The organism is Streptomyces sp. NPDC051561 (assembly GCF_044454195.1).
Lineage (GTDB): Bacteria > Actinomycetota > Actinomycetes > Streptomycetales > Streptomycetaceae > Streptomyces.
Genome location: NZ_JBITDM010000009.1, coordinates 1 through 17,664 on the forward strand (window position 1 = coordinate 1; position 17,664 = coordinate 17,664).

A 17,664-nucleotide genomic window follows, 5' to 3' on the forward strand; every position below is an offset into this window, starting at 1 on the left:
AGCTAAGCCTTTCAGCGCCGATGGTACTGCAGGGGGGACCCTGTGGGAGAGTAGGACGCCGCCGAACAATTATTGTGGGAAAGCCCCGCACCAGGTAACTGGTGCGGGGCTTTTCTGCGTTTAGGGGCCGATCCCTGTCCCTCTGTGTTCACCGCTGCGCGGCCAGCACCGCCCCGAGCCCCTCCTGCAAGTCCTTGACGAAATACTCGGGAACCTCCAAGGACGGGAAATGCCCCCCGCTTTCCGGCGCCTCCCAGCGAACGATCTGCCGGTACCGCTTCTCTGCCCAGGGCCGTGGACATTTCTCGATGTCACGGGGATAGGTGGTGAGTGCCGATGGGACATCGACCCGGAGTTCAGGATCCAGGGAGTTGTGGCTCTCGTAGTAAATGCGGGCTGCCGAGGCGCCCGTACGCGTCAGCCAGTACAGGGTGACGTTGTCCAGGAGGCGGTCCATGGAAATGGTCTCGAACGGGCTGTCCTCGTTGTCCGACCACTCGGCGAACTTGTCGAGGATCCAGGCGAGAAGCCCGACCGGTGAGTCGACGAGCGAGTAACCGATGGTCTGCGGGCGGGTCGCCTGCTGCTTCGCGTACGCGGCGCGGTGGCGCCAGAAGTGGCGGGTGTCCTCGGCCCATTTGCGCTCGGCAGCCGTCAGCCCGTCCGTTGTCATCCCGGGCGGTGCCTCCGCGAACGTGGAGTGGATGCCAAGGACGTGCTCGGGGAACCTGCCGCCAAGGACCGTGGTGATGTTGCCTCCCCAATCCCCGCCGTGGGCCAGGAACTTGCGGTAGCCGAGCCTCCCCATCAGCTCCACCCAGGCGGCCGCGATCTTCTCCGTACCCCACCCGGTGACGGCCGGCTTGTCGCTGTAACCGAAGCCCGGCAACGACGGGACCACCACATGGAATGCCGGCGCGTCCGCGCTCCTCGGATCCGCCAGCTCGTCCACCACATCGATGAACTCGGCGATGCTGCCCGGCCATCCGTGCGTCAGAAGCAGCGGAGTGGCGTCCGTACGCGAGGACCTGCGGTGCAGGAAGTGGATCCCCAGGCCATCAATGCTCGTGCGGAACTGGCCGATCTGATCGAGGCGGGCCTCGAAGAGCCGCCAGTCGTACCCGCTACGCCAGTAGTTCACGACATCGGCGAGGTCGGCGAGCGGAACACCCTGTTCCCAGCGGCGGGGACCAGGCGCGGCAGGACGGACCGTCTCCGCCTCCGGCAGCCGTGCCGCAGCCAGGCGCGCGCGCAGATCGTCGAGGTCGGCGTCCGTCGCATGTGCTTCACAAACCTGTACGTCGCTGGTGGGACGGGGCACGGGACCTCCTGGCCATCGCGGAATCGCAGAATCGGCCCGCCAGGTGTAGCGAACCGGCTAAGACGGTTCTACCGCGTTCTTCCGCCCACATGCAACCGGCTAAGGTGGTTCCATGCCTACCGGGTTCCCTGACTTCCGCCTCGGCAGCGTGCTGGCGACCAGCTTCACCGGGACTCTCTCGGAGCGTCATGGCGACTCCGTGGAGCGCATCCCCACCCCGCAGCGACTGATCGACTGGCTGGCGGTGAGCGGCCTCTCCGCGGACTCCTGCACCCTTGCCCAACTCGACCTCGCCCGGGAGCTAAGGGAGTCGATTCACACCGCCGCGACAGCGGCCGCAACCCAGGGAGCCCTCCCCGCGCCTGCCGTCCAAGTCATCAATGACCGCAGTGCCCAGGGCCGGGCCGCAGCCGTCCTGACACCCGAGGGCGAGCGGCGATGGCAACTCGGCCCGGCTTCCTCCGTGGAAGACGCGCTCAGTGTGATCGCTGCCGACGCGGTCAGCATCATCGCCGGCGAACGAGACGGGAAGATGGCCCTGTGCGCGTCACCGAGCTGCCAAGCGGCCTTCTTCGACACCAGCCAGAGCCGCACCCGCAAGTGGTGTGACATGAACACCTGCGGTAACCGCCAGAAGAAGGCCCGCTTCCAAGCCAATCAGCGAAAGAACCCCAGACCAGCGGAGTGACCGCTGCCTCCGCCTGTAACCGTGACGCGCTTATGGCCGTCGGTGAGCAGCTGGTCCGGGCGCTGCCAGGCGAAGGGAATGCCTCGCTCGCGATGTCCGGGGCAGCTGCGGGGCCGGTGCGGCGGTATGGCAGAAGGGGTGTACTTCTTGCAAGAGCACGTGCCTGGCCAACTTCCCCTGTTGCGTGACTAGTTGCCCGCGCGGTCGCCGGTTGAGGCGAGGCCCAGCCAGGTGTGCGGGTTGCCCTCCCAGCACCAGCCGAGCTTCGGGGCGCCCTTGCTGATCCAGAGGGCGGGGACCCGCTTGTCCTTGGTGCCGAGGCGGGTGCCGGAGAGGGAGTAGCACTTGTTCTTGGCGAGGGTGGCGGGGAAGAGGGTGAGGAGGGCGATGCCTTCCTCCATGGTCAGGCCGGTGCGGTCGCGGGAGGCGAGGGTGGCCATGGCGTCCAGGGGGATCGCGCCGCAGAACTCCTCGCCGCGGTCGACGTCGAAGGCGACGTACACCTGACCCTCGGGCAGTCGCAGCGAGTCGATCGAGACGAACTGCTCCAGTTCGCCAGGCTTGTAGAAGCGTTCGATGGCTCCGGGCTTCACGGACTTTCCGGCCAGGGTCGTCAGCGGGACGGACTCCTCGATCGGAACGAGTGCCCGCGTGACGACCAGGACGAACGGGACGCGGCCCTCGGTCGGTTCGGCCATGTTCGGCGCACGCTTCAACACCGGGGCGCGCAAAGGTTCGAGCAGCTCGCGGAAGGCGGGCTCGGACTGGTCCGCCAGGGCTGCGTACCCCAGGTCCACCAGGGTCTGGACCTGGCGGTCGAACTCGGCGCTGGCGTCGAACTGGGTCATGCATACCTCCGGGCCGGGAACTGGCGACGGTGTCAAAGTAGCCCGACCAAGATGCGTGCGTCAAGAGTAAAGTTACGTCGGGGGTATGAATCTTTCGGGTTAGTGGGCGGCATCCAGGCGGGCGCGCTGGTCAGCGGTGAGTTCGAGGGCCAACGCGCCGAGATTCTCGTTGAGTTGAGCGACGCTCGAAGCTCCGGCGAGCGGGATCAGGGGGAGGGTGTGCCCCAACTGCCATGACAGTACGACCTGGTTGGCGCTCGCACCGGTCTCCGTGGCGATCTCGCGGAGGGCGGCCAGGCGGGCGGGGGTGCCCGGGTGGTCGTAGTCGTCGGGGGCGGGCTTGTCCTCGCGGACGTACGCCCTGCCCAGCAGCGGGGAGTAGGCGACCAGTGTCAGGTCCGGCTCGGCGCGCAGATAGCTCGCGAGGTCGGGGCCGACGTGGCCGAGGCTGCCGTCGGGGAAGAGCGGTGGGAAGGGGACGTCGAAACGCGGGCGGAGATAGCTGTGCTGGTACTGGAGGACCTCGTAACCCGGCAGTCCTGCCGCCTTCGCGAGGGTGCGGGCGCGTTCGATGCGCCAGGTCGCGTGGTTGCTGGTGCCGAGGAGTCCGACGGCTCCCTCCCGTACGGCGGAGCCCAACGCCTCCACGGTCTCGGCGAGTTCGACGGTGCGGTCCTCGATGTGGGTGTAGAGGAGGTCGATCTTGTCGATACCGAGCTGTTCGCGGCTGCGGTCCACGGCCTCGCGGATGGTCTTCGCCGACAGGCCCTCGGGGTTGTCGGTGAAGCTGGCGCCCGGCGACTTCGGGCGGGCGCCCAGCTTGGTGGCGATCACCATGCGGTCCGCGACGCCCCGGCTGCGCAGCCAGCGCCCGAGCAGGCGCTCGCTCTGGCCGCCCTGGCTGCCGTCGTGCCAGAAGGAGTAGTTGTTCGAGGTGTCGAGGAAGGTGCCGCCGGCTTCGGCGTACCGGTCGAGGATCCCGTACGACGTCCGCTCGTCGGTGTACGAGCCGAACAGCATCGCCCCGAGCGCCAGGACGCTGACCTCGCGGCGGGTGGCGGGGTCGGTGCCGAGGGTGCGGTAGCGCATTGGGGGGTGGGTGGAGGTGGGTGTGGGTGTGGACATGAGGAACTTCCCTTCCGGGGGTCGGAGTTCGGGTGTGTGCGGCCCGTGTGGCCTGCGCGACCTGTGTGGCCTGCGTGAGCCCGTGTGAGCCTGTGCGGGCGTCGGAAGGGGAGTCTGCTTGCTGGAGTGCGCTCCAGGTCAAGGGGCTTTCGCCTGGGCGGAGGTGCTCTTGCGCCGGAATCGAACGGAGCGTCCAATGGGGAGGGTGAATGCCGTGGGTGAGCCCGGGTGCGCGGACGACGGGGTCGGAGAGTGTCCGAACCCCCTTGAGGTGCTTTCGCTCGCGCGGCTCAGACGGCGTACGAGCATAAAGTGGCGCGCCCATCCCGAGGACGTCCTGCCTCTGTGGGTGGCGGAGATGGACGTTCCGCTCGCACCCGCGATAGCCGACGCGTTGGGCGAGGCCATCGGGAACGGAGACACCGGGTACCCGTGCGGCACCGGCTTCGCGGAGTCGCTGGCCGGTTTCGCCTCGCGGAGGTGGGGCTGGGACGGGGTCGAGACCGACCGGGTCGCCCTGGTCCCGGACGTGATGATGGGCGCGGTCCAGCTGCTCCGGCTGATCACGGACCCCGGAGACCCGGTCGTCGTCAACTCACCGGTGTACGGACCCTTCTACGCCTTCGTCACGCACGACGACCGCCGGATCGTCGAGGCACCGTTGGGGGAGGACCTCCGGATCGGGCTGGACCAGCTGGCGGAGACCTTCCGGCGGCTGCGGGCACAGAGCCGCAGCGGCAAGATCGCCTACCTCCTCTGCAATCCGCACAACCCCACCGGCACGGTGCACTCCCCTCAGGAACTCGCCGCCGTGGCGGTGCTGGCCCGGCGATACGGAGTGAGGGTCGTCGCCGACGAGATACACGCCCCACTCGTGCTGCCGGGCGCCGAATTCACGCCGTATCTGAGGGTGCCGGGAGCCGAGGACGCCTTCTCCCTGATGTCGGCGACCAAGGGCTGGAACCTCGCCGGGATCAAGGCGGCGCTCGCCCTCGCCGGGCCGGAGGCAGCAGCCGACCTGCGACGGATGCCCGAGGAAGTCACCCACGGCGCCAGCAGTCTGGGCGTCATCGCCCACACGGCAGCCTTCGGCCACGGGGACAAGTGGCTCGACGCCTTGCTGACCGGGCTCGATGCCAACCGCGCACTGCTGGGCCAGCTCCTCACCGCGCACCTCCCCGAAGTCGGCTACGCCAGGCCGGAGGGAACCTACCTGGCCTGGCTCGACTGCCGGTCCCTGGGCCTCCCGCCGGAAGTGACGGGCGCCCCGCAAGCCGGGCCCGGTACCGACGACTTGGCGGTGGTCACCGACCTGGCAGGCCCCGCCCAACTCTTCCTCGACGAGGCCAGGGTGGCGCTCTCCTCCGGTCACACCTTCGGAACGGGCGGAGCCGGCCACGTCCGGCTGAACTTCGCCACCTCCCGAGCCGTCCTCACCGAGGCGGTAGACCGGATGGGGCGCGCCGCCGCCCTCCACACCAATCGGCCGAATCGCACCAGTCCCTGCGGCCGCCGCGCCGACCGGTGACGACCATTACGCCGAAGATGCCTGTTCCTGCTGAGCTGCCCGGGCTCCTATCCACCCGCACCCGCACCCGCACCCGTGCGTCGCGCGGCGGTGCTGAGGTGACGTACTGGGGTCTGGTGGGCCGGTGATCCGGTGGTCCCGAGATGTGTACCCCTGGGCACCCGACGAGCCCTACCAGCGCCTCTTCGGGTTCGCGGGGCTGAATGGGTCCCGCCTGGCGAGGACACCGAAGCCGGCCCGAACGCCTGCCAGTTGCTCACCCACGAGGCTGCCTTCCGCCTAGCCCCCTTCACCCGGGAGATCCCGCTCGCCCACCCGTCGCCGCTGCCGGTGGCCAAGTACCCGCTTGCCTCGGCCGGCGACACGTACAAGGCCCTGGAAATCTTCAACTTCTTCGGCGACCGCATCTACCTGGCAGCTAGGGCGCCCAGCGTCCCGGCTTCGCCATGGACCCGGATGCCCCGTGGCTGCCCTGGATGGAGCGCGGACAGCGCCCCAGCGGCCTCACCTTCCACCGCCGGGGCCGCAAGTCGGACTCGTACGCCGAGGCGCCCGAGCGCTCCGGGGCCTGCTTCGCCGACCACCACCCGGAGTTCGCCCACGCCGACGGGCGGCTACTTCGGCGACTACAGCTTGCGGTAGTACGTCCAGCTGTCTCGTTGCACTCGCTCCACTTGTCCGAGGGACCTCTCGGTCCATGAGCCACGTGTGAGGAGTCGCGCCAGGGACCATCCCCGCTTGCGCGGGGACCACTCGGCGCCGGCGTCCCGGAGGATGCCTCCGGCGGGACCACCCCCGCATGCGCGGGGATCACAGTGGCTGAACTGCGTGATTACAGCCTGAGGTGAAGGGTTTTACTTGCTTTCACCGAAACTGGCATTCAGCGCAAATGGACCCTTTCGTTCACCATGTGGGGTGGAACTGCTGCTCACCATGCTCGCCGAGGTTCCTGTCCGGACGCCTTCGAGATACGGGGGGAACTTGAGGTGCGGGTGGCTGGCGTGACCGTGGAGCGGGGTGGGTGGGCCGACAGGTGAGGGCGGGGGATCCAGGGGCTTTCAGTTCTGTCAGAGGGACTTTCCAGGGGCTTTTCGTCGTGTGGGCGGGAAAGGCCGTGACAGAGCTGAAAGACATGAAGCACCCGTTCAGAAGTGCGGCGTCAGCACTCGATGACGTTGACCGCCAGGCCGCCCCGGGCCGTTTCCTTGTATTTGACCTTCATGTCGGCGCCGGTTTCCTTCATGGTCTTGATGACCTTGTCGAGGGAGACCTTGTGGGAGCCGTCGCCGCGCATTGCCATCTTGGCGGCGGTGATGGCCTTGACGGCGGCCATGCCGTTGCGTTCGATGCAGGGGATCTGGACGAGGCCGCCGACGGGGTCGCAGGTGAGGCCGAGGTTGTGTTCCATGCCGATTTCGGCGGCGTTCTCGACCTGTTCGGGGGAGCCGCCGAGGACCTCGGCGAGGGCGCCGGCGGCCATGGAGCAGGCGGAGCCGACCTCGCCCTGGCAGCCGACCTCGGCGCCGGAGATGGAGGCGTTCTCCTTGAAGAGCATGCCGATGGCGCCGGCGGCGAGGAGGAAGCGGACGACACCGTCCTCGTCGGCGTTCGGGACGAAGTTCATGTAGAAGTGCAGGACGGCGGGGATGATGCCGGCGGCGCCGTTGGTGGGGGCGGTGACGACGCGGCCGCCTGCGGCGTTCTCCTCGTTGACGGCCATCGCGTAGAGGGTGGTCCACTCCATGGCGTGCGTCTTGGGGTCGCCGTCGGCGCGCAGCTGGCGGGCCGTGTGGGCGGCGCGGCGGCGTACCTTGAGGCCGCCGGGGAGGATGCCCTCGCGGGAGATGCCGCGTGAGACGCAGGCCTGCATGACGCGCCAGATTTCGAGGAGGCCCTCGCGGATCTCTTCCTCGGTGCGCCAGGACTTCTCGTTCTCCAGCATCAGGGAGGAGATGGAGAGGCCGGTCTCGCGGGCGAGGCGCAGGAGTTCGTCGCCGGTGCGGAAGGGGTGCTTGAGGACCGTGTCGTCGGGGACGATCGGGTTGTCGCCCGCGACCGCGTCCTCGTCGACGACGAAGCCGCCGCCGACCGAGTAGTAGGTCTTTTCGAGGAGCGGGGCGCCCTGGGCGTCGTACGCGAAGAGGGTCATTCCGTTCGCGTGGTAGGGCAGCGAGCGGCGGCGGTGGAGGATCAGCTCGTTCGGCTCGTCGAAGTCGATCTCGTGAGCCGAGCCGATCTCGGTGGAGAGCAGGCGCAGCTTGCCGGTGGCGCGGATGCGGTCGACCTCGGCGTCGGCGGTCTCGACGTTGACGGAGCGCGGGGAGTGGCCCTCCAGGCCGAGCAGGACGGCCTTGGGGGTGCCGTGGCCGTGGCCGGTCGCGCCGAGCGAGCCGAAGAGTTCGGCCCGGACGGAGGTGGTCTGGGCGAGCAGACCGTCCTTCTTCAGGCGTCCCACGAACATCCGGGCGGCCCGCATGGGGCCGACCGTGTGGGAGCTGGACGGGCCTATGCCGATCGAGAACAGGTCGAAGACCGAGATGGCCACAGCGAAACTCCTCAGAAGGGTGGCGGACGCCGTTGTCCGTCGGGGGGACAGCAGTGCGGTGGTGCGGAGGCACGGGTGTGCGGGGGTGCAAGGGGCGGGGCACCGCACTCACTGGTACCAGTGTGCGCGGTGCCCCGTTTTTTGCTTATGGATGGACTTCTACATCCAGATGAAGCGTACGGAACTACTTCAGTCCAGGGTAAAGCGGGTGCTTGTCGGCGAGCGCCGTCACGCGGGCCGAGAGCGCCTTGACGTCGTACGAGGGCTTGAGGGCCTCCGCGATGATGTCGGCGACCTCGGTGAAGTCCTCCGCCAGGAAGCCGCGGGTGGCAAGGGCGGGGGTACCGATGCGCAGGCCCGAGGTGACCATCGGGGGGCGGGGGTCGTTCGGGATGGCGTTGCGGTTGACCGTGATGCCGACCTCGTGGAGGCGGTCCTCGGCCTGCTGGCCGTCCAGCTCCGAGTTGCGCAGGTCGACCAGGACCAGGTGCACGTCGGTGCCGCCGGTCAGGACGGAGATGCCGTGCTCGGTGGCGTCCGGCTGGACCAGGCGGTCGGCCAGGATGCGGGCGCCGTCCAGGGTGCGCTGCTGGCGCTCCTTGAACTCCGGGGAGGCCGCGACCTTGAAGGAGACCGCCTTGGCCGCGATCACGTGCTCCAGCGGGCCACCCTGCTGACCGGGGAAGACCGCGGAGTTGATCTTCTTGGCCAGCTCGGCGGTGGAGAGGATCACGCCGCCGCGCGGGCCGCCGAGGGTCTTGTGGGTGGTGGTGGTGACCACGTGGGCGTGCGGCACCGGGTTGGGGTGCAGCCCGGCGGCGACCAGGCCCGCGAAGTGCGCCATGTCGACCATCAGGTACGCGCCGACCTCGTCCGCGATCTCGCGGAACTTCGCGAAGTCCAGCTGGCGCGGGTACGCCGACCAGCCGGCCACGATCAGCTTCGGCTGGGACTCCTTGGCGAGGCGGGCGACCTCGTCCATGTCGACCTCGCCACTCTCGTCCACGTGGTACGGGACCACGTTGTAGAGACGGCCCGAGAAGTTGATCTTCATGCCGTGGGTCAGGTGACCGCCGTGGGCCAGGTTCAGGCCCATGATCGTGTCGCCCGGCTTGATCAGGGCGTGCATCGCGGCGGCGTTGGCCTGCGCACCGGAGTGCGGCTGGACGTTCGCGTGCTCGGCGCCGAACAGCGCCTTGATGCGGTCGATCGCGATCTGCTCGACCACGTCGACGTGCTCGCAGCCGCCGTAGTAGCGGCGGCCCGGGTAGCCCTCGGCGTACTTGTTGGTGAGGACCGAGCCCTGGGCCTCCATGACCGCGACCGGAGCGAAGTTCTCCGAGGCGATCATTTCGAGGGTGGACTGCTGGCGGTGGAGCTCGGCGTCGACGGCGGCGGCGACGTCCGGGTCCAGCTCGTGGAGGGAGGAGTTGAGAAGCGACATCAGGCGAGTCCCTAGGGGTTCTTGGTAGCTCAGTTGCCGGAGAGCGCGGAGTACTCGTCGGCGGAGAGCAGGTCGGCCGGCTCCTCCGTGACGCGTACCTTGAACAGCCAGCCACCCTCGAACGGGGCGGAGTTCACCAGCGACGGGTCGTCCACGACGTCCTGGTTGGCCTCGACGACCTCGCCGGTCACCGGGGAGTACAGGTCGCTGACGGACTTGGTCGACTCCAGCTCGCCACAGGTCTCGCCCGCGGTCACCGTGTCGCCGACCTCAGGGAGCTGAGCGAAGACGACGTCACCGAGCGCGTTGGCCGCGAACTCCGTGATGCCGACCGTCGCCACGTCCTCGGACGTCGCGAGCCACTCGTGCTCCTTGCTGTAACGCAGCTGCTGGGGGTTGCTCATGGCTGAATTCTCCTGGATGCGGGGGAGTGCTGAGGAACAGGGTCTTGCGGAATGAGACGGGCGTACATCGCGAAGCGGGACGTATCCGTCAGATGGCGCGGGCGGCGTACGTCACGTCGGGTGGCCGGGGGTACGTCGATCCGGCCGCCCGCAGCGACGTTACTTCTGGCGCTTGTAGAACGGCAGCGCCACGACCTCGTACGGCTCGTGGCTGCCCCGGATGTCCACCGCGACGCCCTCGGTGCCGGGCGCGGCGAAGGCGGCGTCGACGTAGGCCATGGCGATCGGCTTGCCGAGGGTGGGGGACGGGGCCCCGGAGGTGACCTCGCCGATGACCTGGCCGTTCGCGACGACCGGGTAGCCGGAGCGCGGGACCCGGCGGCCCTCGGCGATCAGCCCGACGAGCTTGCGCGGGGGTGCGGTCTCGGCGCGCTCGGCGGCCGCCAGGAGCGACGTACGCCCGACGAAGTCGCCGTCCTTCTCGAACTTCACGACCCGGCCCAGACCGGCGTCGAAGGGGGTGAGGGAGGTGGTCAGCTCGTTGCCGTACAGCGGCATCCCCGCCTCCAGGCGGAGGGTGTCGCGGCAGGACAGGCCACAGGGGATCAGTCCGGCGCCCGCGCCCGCCTCGGTCAGCGCCTGCCAGATCTTCTCGGCGTGCTGCGGCTCGACGAACAGCTCGAAGCCGTCCTCGCCGGTGTAGCCGGTACGGGCGATCAGGGCCGGGACACCGGCGACGGTGCCGGGCAGACCGGCGTAGTACTTCAGCCCGTCCAGGTCGGCGTCCGTGACGGACTTCAGGATGCCGGGGGACTCGGGGCCCTGGACGGCGATCAGGGCGTACGCGTCGCGGTCGTCGCGGACCTCGGCGTCGAAGCCGGCGGCGCGGGCGACGAGGGCGTCCAGCACGATCTGGGCGTTGCCGGCGTTGGCGACGACCATGTATGTGGACGGCGCGGTCGCGCTCTCGGCGAGGCGGTAGACGATGAGGTCGTCGACGATGCCGCCGTCCTCCTGGCAGATCATCGTGTACCGGGCGCGGCCGACGCCGACGGTGCTGATGTTGCCGACCAGGGCGAAGTTCAGGAGATCGACGGCCTGCGGGCCGGTCACCGTGATCTCGCCCATGTGGGAGAGGTCGAAGAGGCCCGCCCGGGTGCGTACCGCGTTGTGCTCGTCGCGCTCCGAGCCGTAGCGCAGGGGCATGTCCCAGCCCGCGAAGTCGGTCATGGTCGCGCCGAGCGAGCGATGCAGGGCATCGAGGGCGGTGTGGCGGGTGGTGCTCATGAAACGGCTCCCAAGGCAGCAGACATGTGCAGACAGGCACTGACACATGCGCGGGCATGACGACGAGGACTGTCCTCCCCATCTGTCATCGGAACCTGAGAGGTTCGCCGCCGCAACGTGTGCGGCCGGCTTGCACCTTGGGTGGGGGTGCCCGGGGCACCCCGCTTTTCAGATCTGCCTCGCCCGCGCGGTACGGGGCCTGAGAGATTCAAGGGAGGAGCTTGCTCCTTCGGCGTCCCCGGCAGTGCTGCCAGGAACTCTCCCGCGCGGATTCATGCGGCCGTTGTGAAGTTGAGGGTGCACGGGGGCTGCCCGGCGGGCACATCATTGCACGCCCCCCTCGGTCGGCAAATCGCTTGTCCCGCATTACCTTTTCTTTACACTTCTTGGGCAAGGGTGAAGTCGTACCCAGCAGGGGGAGGGGTGAGGGCGTTGCAGCAATCCAGCGGTGTTGCCACGGCAGGCGCGACGGGCGCGGTGAGCGCGGCAGGCGTGGCGGGCTCGGTCGGGCCGAAGGCGGGCGTGAGAGCGGTGAGGCCCGTGCCGGTGCCGGTCGTGCGCGATCTGCGGGAGCGGGCCGGGCGCAGTCCACGGCGGCTGATGTTTGCGGCCGGGGACGTGGTGGTGGTGTCCGGACTGCCGGGCAGCGGCAAGAGCACCCTGATCAGGCGTACGACCACGGGTGTGCGGACCATCGACTCCCAGGACGTCCGCGAGCGCTGGGACGGCGGTACGCCGGCCTGGCTGCCGTACGCCCTCTACCGGCCGCTGGTGCGGATCGCCCACTACGCGGGGCTGCGCCGGGCACTGCGCTCCGGCGCGAGCGTGGTGGTGCACGACTGCGGTACGCAGACGTGGGTGCGGCGGTGGCTGGCGCGTGAGGCGCGGCGCCGGGGGCGCGGGCTGCGGCTGGTGCTGCTCGACGTGACGCCCGAGGTGGCCAGGGACGGTCAGCGGGAGCGCGGACGCGGAGTCTCCGGCTACGCCTTCGCCCGGCACCGGCGGGCGGTCGGGGCGCTGGTGCGGGACGCGGAGGGCGAGCGACTGCCGGCCGGGTGCGCCTCGGCGGTGCTGCTGGACCGGGAGGCGGCGGGGGTGCTGCGCGAGATCGGGTTCGAGGTGGAGTGAGGGCAGGGGGACGGCACGGTACGGGGGCGGCCTTCGGCGGCGTGATGCCGAGAGGCACGCTCCGCGGTGCGGCGACTGCGGAAAGTGACCGTGGAGTGCACCTGCCGTGCGGGGACCGGCCCGGCGCTATGGTCGGTCGCGCAGGACGGGGAGTGGCAGGCACGACGCGGCAGGCACGACGCGGCAGCACGAAGGGGACGGTCCGTGGATTTTCCGGAGACGACGGGGCAGTACGGCGGACAGGGGCCGGACGGCCCGGGCGGCGGCGGACCCGCCAATGAACTCGAAGAGGTACTGATCGCCTCCCTCGGCAGCACCTCCGCCGGCGGGCGCATCGTCGAGGTGCTCGGCCGCAGCCCTCTGTGGATCCCGCTGCCCAACGGCGGCGGCCCGGACAGCGGCCCCCTCGACCTGCCCACCACGGAGATCGACGGCCAGGCGTACGTCCCCGTGTTCAGCTCCGAGCAACAGTTCCGGCGGGGTGCGGGCGCCATGTCCTTCGCGGTGGCCCCCGCCGTGGAGTTCGCCCGGGGGCTGCCCCCGCAGCTGGGCATCGTGGTGAACCCCGGCGCCGCCGTCGTCGTACCCCTGCCGCCGCCCGCCGTGGCCGTGCTGTGCAAGGCGGGACACACTCCGCTGGACGGGCCCGCGACCGGCGGCCGGGTGCGGCTCTTCGAGCCGGACTGGCAGGACGAGCCGGTCGACTTCCTGGCCGCGGCCGCGGGGGAGTTCCAGCAGAGCGGCACCGTGGTCACCGCCAGGCGGGCGCTCGCCAGCGTCGAGGGCGGGCCGGACGAGCTGTTCATCGGCGTGCAGGTGTCGTCGTGGGAGGGCGCGGACCGCAACGCGCCGATGGACGCGCTCGGCCGGGCGCTCGGACGCGAACCGGTGCGGTGGCCGGTGCACCTGCTGCTGCTCGACATGGCACAGGACCCGGTGGCCGAGTGGATGCTGGAGCGTGTGCGGCCGTTCTACCGGAGGGAACACTGAGAGCCTGGGGCCGAGGAGCCCGCGCGGGGACGGAGACCGGCGAAGACCGGCGAAGACCGGCGAAGACCGGCGAAGACTTCGAAACCGAACCCGACTCGGTGTCAGTAGTGCCGCTTAAGCTGGTTTGATGACCTCGCCACACGGGGGTGGTCTGGTCGACATGGTGGATCGAAGAGGGGCGGGACCCAGGGTGAGCGCGTCAGGCACCGCGGCGGCCGGACAGGTCGAGCACATGCTGCGCCAGGTGACCCCGGGGCGGTACGACGCGTACGAGGCGCTGCTGCACGCCCTCGTCGACGGCAAGCTGTGGATGCTGCTCTGGCACGGCACCGCCGGATCCCCCGACGCCCAGTACGGGAACATGGAGGTCGAGGGCTTCGGTTACGCCCCCTGCGTGACCTCCGCCCAGGAGCTGGCCGCGAGCGGCTGGAACCGGGCGTACGAGGTCGCCACCGGCCAGGACCTGGCCCGCGCCCTCTACCCCGACCGCTGGGGCATCTGGCTCAACCCGCACGCACCCGGCGGCGGCCTCGGCATCCCCTGGCTCGACCTCAGGCGCGTCGCCACCGGTCTCGACCGGATGCCCGCCGGACCACTGCGGATCTCCGAACCCGCGCTGGAGATCCCGCAGTTCTATGCCCGGCTGGCCCAGAACGCCCATCACACCCCGGCCGTCCGCGCACTCAGCCGCGCCTGGGTGACACCCGCGCTCGGCGCCCCGTACCTCGCCATCGGTCTGGACCTGTACGACACCGGGCGGCAGTCGGTCGAGGCGGTGCGGGCGATGATGCAGCAGTCCATCAGCGTGGTCCCGGACGGGCTGCCGGTGTCCACGGTCGCGATGACCGACGAGCACGACCCGGTCGGGATGTGGCTGCGCGCCAATGCCCGCCCGTTCTACACCCGTGACGCGCACGCGCCGGCTCCGACCGGTGCTCCGGGGTACGGCTACCCGCCCTCGCGGGCGTACTGAAACACCCCCACAGGGCGCCCGTTTGAGGCTGCTTGCGTACGGTTTCGTACGCGCCCCTTCTCGCGCCAACTCCTTCGCCGCACGGCGAAGTTGAGGTCTGTCCCAATTTGACTGCCCTGGGTGGTAGTTGGGTAGTACTGCCGGGCGATGCGCCCAATTGCCCCCTGTTCGACCCTCGTTCTGCCCCGTCCGGATACCGGAACACCGCAGAAAGCGTCACGGTTGCGCATCCTTTGGCCGGGGGGTCTGGCGGGGCGGCGGGCGCGCATTGAAGACTCCCCGAATCAAGGGGCGTTCGCCCTGTGTTCGACAAGCTCCAAGCCGCCACAGCGGCGGGTAAGGGCCGACCACCGTCGGCCGAGAGGGGTCCCCACCACGATGACGGCACCATTGCACGACATATCGTCCGACGCGGATCAGGCCGCTGACGCCGACGTCGCCGCCGATGTTGTGAAGAAGTCGGTCGAGGGGCGGTCGCTGCGACAGATCGCCTGGACCAGACTCAAGCGGGACAAGCTCGCGCTGGCCGGTGGCGTGGTCGTGATCATGCTGATCCTGGTGGCGATCTTCGCGCCGCTGATCGTGAGTGTGCTGGGCCACCCGCCCGACGAGTTCCACCAGGACAAGATCGACCCGCTGTTCGGTGTCGCCAAGGGCGTCGAGGACAGCATGTTCGGCGGGATGAGTTCGGACTTCCTGCTCGGCGTCGAGCCCGGCAACGGCCGCGACGTCTTCAGCCGGGTCGTCTACGGCGCCCGGATCTCGCTCCTGGTGGCCTTCCTGGCCGCCATGGTCGCCGTCGTCCTGGGCACCGTGCTCGGCATCATCGCCGGTTACTTCGGCGGCTGGATCGACGCGATCATCAGCCGCGTGATGGACATGCTGCTGGCCTTCCCGCAGCTGCTCTTCATCATCTCGCTGGTCTCCGTGCTGCCGGGCAACCTCCTGGGCATGGAGGGCAGCACGGTGCGCATCTTCATCCTGGTGATGGTCATCGGCTTCTTCGGCTGGCCCTACATCGGCCGCATCGTCCGAGGTCAGACGCTGTCGCTGCGCGAGAAGGAGTATGTCGAGGCCTCCCGCAGCCTGGGCGCGGGAAGGGCGTACATCCTCTTCAAGGAACTGCTGCCCAACCTGGTGGCGCCGATCACCGTCTACACGACGCTGATGATCCCCACCAACATCCTCACCGAGGCCGCGCTCTCGTTCCTGAACGCCGGTGTGAAGCCGCCGACCTCGTCCTGGGGCCAGATGCTGGACAAGGCCGTGGACACCTACCAGAGCGACCCGATGTTCATGATCGTGCCCGGTCTGGCGATCTTCATCACGGTGCTCGCCTTCAACCTCTTCGGCGACGGGGTGCGCGACGCACTCGACCCGAAGGGCACCCGTTGACCTCGGGGCCCGCAGCCCGCTCGGGCCGCGCCCCATCCGTATCGCCCCTGCCGCATCGGCCAGGCGGCTCCCCGTCGGCCCCGGCGTCCCGTGCCGGTGACCGCACTCTTGTGGAGGTTCCAGAACCCATGAATTCCCAGCGTTCGTCGGCGAGGATCAGGCAGGTCGCCGGAGCGGCGGTCGTCGTGGCCGCCCTCATGACCACCGCGGCGTGCGGTGGCGGCGGTGGCAAGGACGGCAGCAACGGCAAGCCGGGCAAGGGCGCGGGCTTCAACGCCGCACTCACCCAGGTCGCCAACCCCTCTGACAAGAAGGGCGGCACGCTCAAGTTCATCGGCAAGCAGGACTTCGACTCGACCGACCCGACGCGTCAGTACTACGGCTTCACGTGGGACCTCGCCCGGTTCTACACCCGTCAGCTGGTCACCTACGCGACCAAGCCCGGTGCGGCCGGCGCGGAGCTGGTCGGCGACCTCGCCAAGGGCAACGGCAAGATCTCCAACGGTGGCAAGACCTACACCTACGAGCTGCGTGACGGCCTGACCTGGGAGGACGGCTCCCCGCTGACCTCCAAGGACATCAAGTACGGCATCTCGCGCGTGTGGGCGGACAAGGTCCTGCCCGGCGGTCCGATCTACCTTCAGAAGGCCCTGGACCCGAAGAAGGAGTACAAGGGTCCCTACGAGGACAAGACCGGCGACGGTCCGAAGTCGATCGAGACGCCCGACGACAAGACCATCGTCTTCAACCTGGCGACGCCCAACGTCGACTTCGAGCAGATGCTGGCGATGCCGGCCGGTTCCCCCCTCAAGAAGGAGAAGGACACCGGCGCCAAGTACCAGCTGAAGCCGTTCTCCTCGGGCCCGTACAAGTTCGAGTCGTACACGCCCAAGCAGGGCGCCGTGCTGGTGCGCAACACCGCATGGAAGAAAGAGTCGGACCCCGTCCGTCCGGCCCTTCCGGACAAGATCACCCTCACGGTCAACACCAACCTTGACCAGATCGACAAGCTGCTCATGAAGGGTGAGTACGACATCGACATGAACGGCACCGGCATGACCCAGTCGGGTCGTACCGAGGCCCTCAAGAAGAACAAGGAGAACCTGGACAACGTCCAGACCTCCTTCACGCGCTACGTCGACTTCACCCCGGTCGCGCCGATGAACAACGTCCACTGCCGCAAGGCCGTGATGTACGCGACCGACTTCAAGTCGCTCCAGGACGTGCGCGGCGGCGAGCAGGCCGGTGGCCCCATCGCCACCAACATGCTGCCCACCACGATCAAGGGCTCGGACGACTACGACCCGTACGGCGTCAAGACCCGCGGTGGCAAGCCGGACGTCGCCAAGGCCAAGGAAGAACTGAAGGCCTGCGGACAGGAAAAGGGCTTCAAGACCATCGTCAGCGCCCGCAGCAACAACCCGGGTGAGAAGGAGGCCGCCGAGGCCCTCCAGCAGGCGCTCGGCAAGGTCGGCATCACCGCCGAGGTCGACACCATCGACGGTGCCGAGTCCTCTTCCATCACCGGTTCGCCCGCCGTCGTCAAGAAGCGCGGCTACGGCATGATCATGACCGGCTGGGGCCCCGACTTCCCGACCGGCCAGGGCTTCTCGCAGCCGCTGATCGACGGCCGTTTCATCACGCCGAGCGGTAACTACAACGGCTCCGAGACGAACGACCCGAAGATCAACAAGATGTTCGACGACGCCCTCAAGGCGACCGACCCGGACAAGGCCGCGGAGTTCTACAAGCAGGTCAACCACGCGACCGCCGACATCGCCGCGCAGATGCCGTTCCTGTACGAGCGGAACTTCTCGTGGCGCAGCTCGCGGGTGACGAACGCCTACTCGGCGACCGGCTACAACGGCCGCTACGACTACGTCTCCCTGGGCGTCGTCAAGTAGTCGCAACCGTTCAACGACCCGCCCGTGAGGGCGGGTCGACCCCCACCATCGCCAACCCGCCAAGCCCGAAGGGCAGGTGAGGGC

14 protein-coding genes, 1 pseudogene and 1 riboswitch are annotated in these 17,664 nt (G+C 69.0%); of the genes and pseudogenes, 8 read left to right on the forward strand and 7 right to left on the reverse strand.

Annotation, left to right across the window (positions count from 1 at the left end; all coding sequences use genetic code 11):
* Positions 1–148: 148 nt before the first annotated feature.
* Positions 149–1,321, reverse strand: a complete 1,173-nt coding sequence (locus ACIA73_RS20950) for an epoxide hydrolase family protein (protein ID WP_399440138.1) — start codon at positions 1,319–1,321, stop codon at positions 149–151.
* Positions 1,322–1,433: 112 nt separating this feature from the next.
* Between ACIA73_RS20950 and ACIA73_RS20955 the strand changes: the two genes are divergently transcribed.
* Positions 1,434–2,009, forward strand: coding sequence for a CGNR zinc finger domain-containing protein (locus ACIA73_RS20955; protein WP_399440139.1), 576 nt, complete (start codon positions 1,434–1,436; stop codon positions 2,007–2,009).
* A 188-nt stretch (positions 2,010–2,197) separates the two neighbouring features.
* Here ACIA73_RS20955 and ACIA73_RS20960 read toward each other — a convergent pair whose 3' ends face one another.
* Both ACIA73_RS20960 and ACIA73_RS20965 read right to left on the reverse strand, forming a co-directional pair.
* Positions 2,198–2,857, reverse strand: a complete 660-nt coding sequence (locus tag ACIA73_RS20960; protein ID WP_399440140.1) for a DUF5701 family protein — start codon at positions 2,855–2,857, stop codon at positions 2,198–2,200.
* Positions 2,858–2,956: 99 nt separating this feature from the next.
* The gene (locus ACIA73_RS20965; protein ID WP_399440369.1) at positions 2,957–3,946 is read right to left on the reverse strand and encodes an aldo/keto reductase; all 990 of its coding nucleotides are present in this window, start codon (positions 3,944–3,946) and stop codon (positions 2,957–2,959) included.
* 232 nt (positions 3,947–4,178) lie between these two features.
* Here ACIA73_RS20965 and ACIA73_RS20970 point away from each other — a divergent pair, with 232 nt between their 5' ends.
* Together ACIA73_RS20970 and ACIA73_RS20975 are read left to right on the forward strand one after the other, a co-directional pair.
* On the forward strand, positions 4,179–5,510 hold the full coding sequence (locus tag ACIA73_RS20970) for a MalY/PatB family protein (RefSeq protein ID WP_399440141.1): 1,332 nt from the start codon (positions 4,179–4,181) through the stop codon (positions 5,508–5,510).
* Between the two features lie 17 nt (positions 5,511–5,527).
* Positions 5,528–6,211: pseudogene (locus ACIA73_RS20975) on the forward strand (DUF1838 family protein).
* Positions 6,212–6,669: 458 nt separating this feature from the next.
* Here ACIA73_RS20975 and ACIA73_RS20980 read toward each other — a convergent pair.
* The 4 genes from ACIA73_RS20980 to gcvT form a co-directional block, all read right to left on the reverse strand.
* Entirely contained in the window at positions 6,670–8,055 is a 1,386-nt protein-coding gene (locus tag ACIA73_RS20980) for an L-serine ammonia-lyase (RefSeq protein ID WP_399440142.1), read from the reverse strand.
* 184 nt (positions 8,056–8,239) lie between these two features.
* Positions 8,240–9,499, reverse strand: a complete 1,260-nt coding sequence (glyA, locus tag ACIA73_RS20985) for a serine hydroxymethyltransferase (RefSeq protein ID WP_399440143.1) — start codon at positions 9,497–9,499, stop codon at positions 8,240–8,242.
* Positions 9,500–9,528: 29 nt separating this feature from the next.
* A complete protein-coding gene (gene gcvH, locus ACIA73_RS20990; RefSeq protein ID WP_399440144.1) occupies positions 9,529–9,903 on the reverse strand; it encodes a glycine cleavage system protein GcvH in 375 nt (124 codons plus the stop codon).
* Between the two features lie 159 nt (positions 9,904–10,062).
* A complete protein-coding gene (gene gcvT / locus ACIA73_RS20995; protein ID WP_399440145.1) occupies positions 10,063–11,190 on the reverse strand; it encodes a glycine cleavage system aminomethyltransferase GcvT in 1,128 nt (375 codons plus the stop codon).
* 178 nt (positions 11,191–11,368) lie between these two features.
* Positions 11,369–11,465, reverse strand: a riboswitch (glycine riboswitch).
* 148 nt (positions 11,466–11,613) lie between these two features.
* On the opposite strand from gcvT, the gene ACIA73_RS21000 reads away from it, so the two are divergent.
* The 5 genes from ACIA73_RS21000 (at position 11,614) to ACIA73_RS21020 (ending at position 17,580) form a co-directional block, all read left to right on the forward strand.
* Positions 11,614–12,318: an AAA family ATPase gene (locus ACIA73_RS21000; RefSeq protein ID WP_399440146.1), complete on the forward strand. Its 705-nt coding sequence runs from the start codon at positions 11,614–11,616 to the stop codon at positions 12,316–12,318.
* 204 nt (positions 12,319–12,522) lie between these two features.
* Entirely contained in the window at positions 12,523–13,308 is a 786-nt protein-coding gene (locus ACIA73_RS21005; protein ID WP_399440147.1) for an enhanced serine sensitivity protein SseB, read from the forward strand.
* Positions 13,309–13,498: 190 nt separating this feature from the next.
* A complete protein-coding gene (locus ACIA73_RS21010) occupies positions 13,499–14,281 on the forward strand; it encodes an enhanced serine sensitivity protein SseB C-terminal domain-containing protein (protein WP_399440148.1) in 783 nt (260 codons plus the stop codon).
* A gap of 378 nt (positions 14,282–14,659) precedes the next feature.
* Positions 14,660–15,676, forward strand: a complete 1,017-nt coding sequence (locus ACIA73_RS21015; protein WP_399440149.1) for an ABC transporter permease — start codon at positions 14,660–14,662, stop codon at positions 15,674–15,676.
* A 128-nt stretch (positions 15,677–15,804) separates the two neighbouring features.
* The gene (locus tag ACIA73_RS21020; protein WP_399440150.1) at positions 15,805–17,580 is read left to right on the forward strand and encodes an ABC transporter substrate-binding protein; all 1,776 of its coding nucleotides are present in this window, start codon (positions 15,805–15,807) and stop codon (positions 17,578–17,580) included.
* The last annotated feature ends 84 nt before the right edge of the window (positions 17,581–17,664 follow it).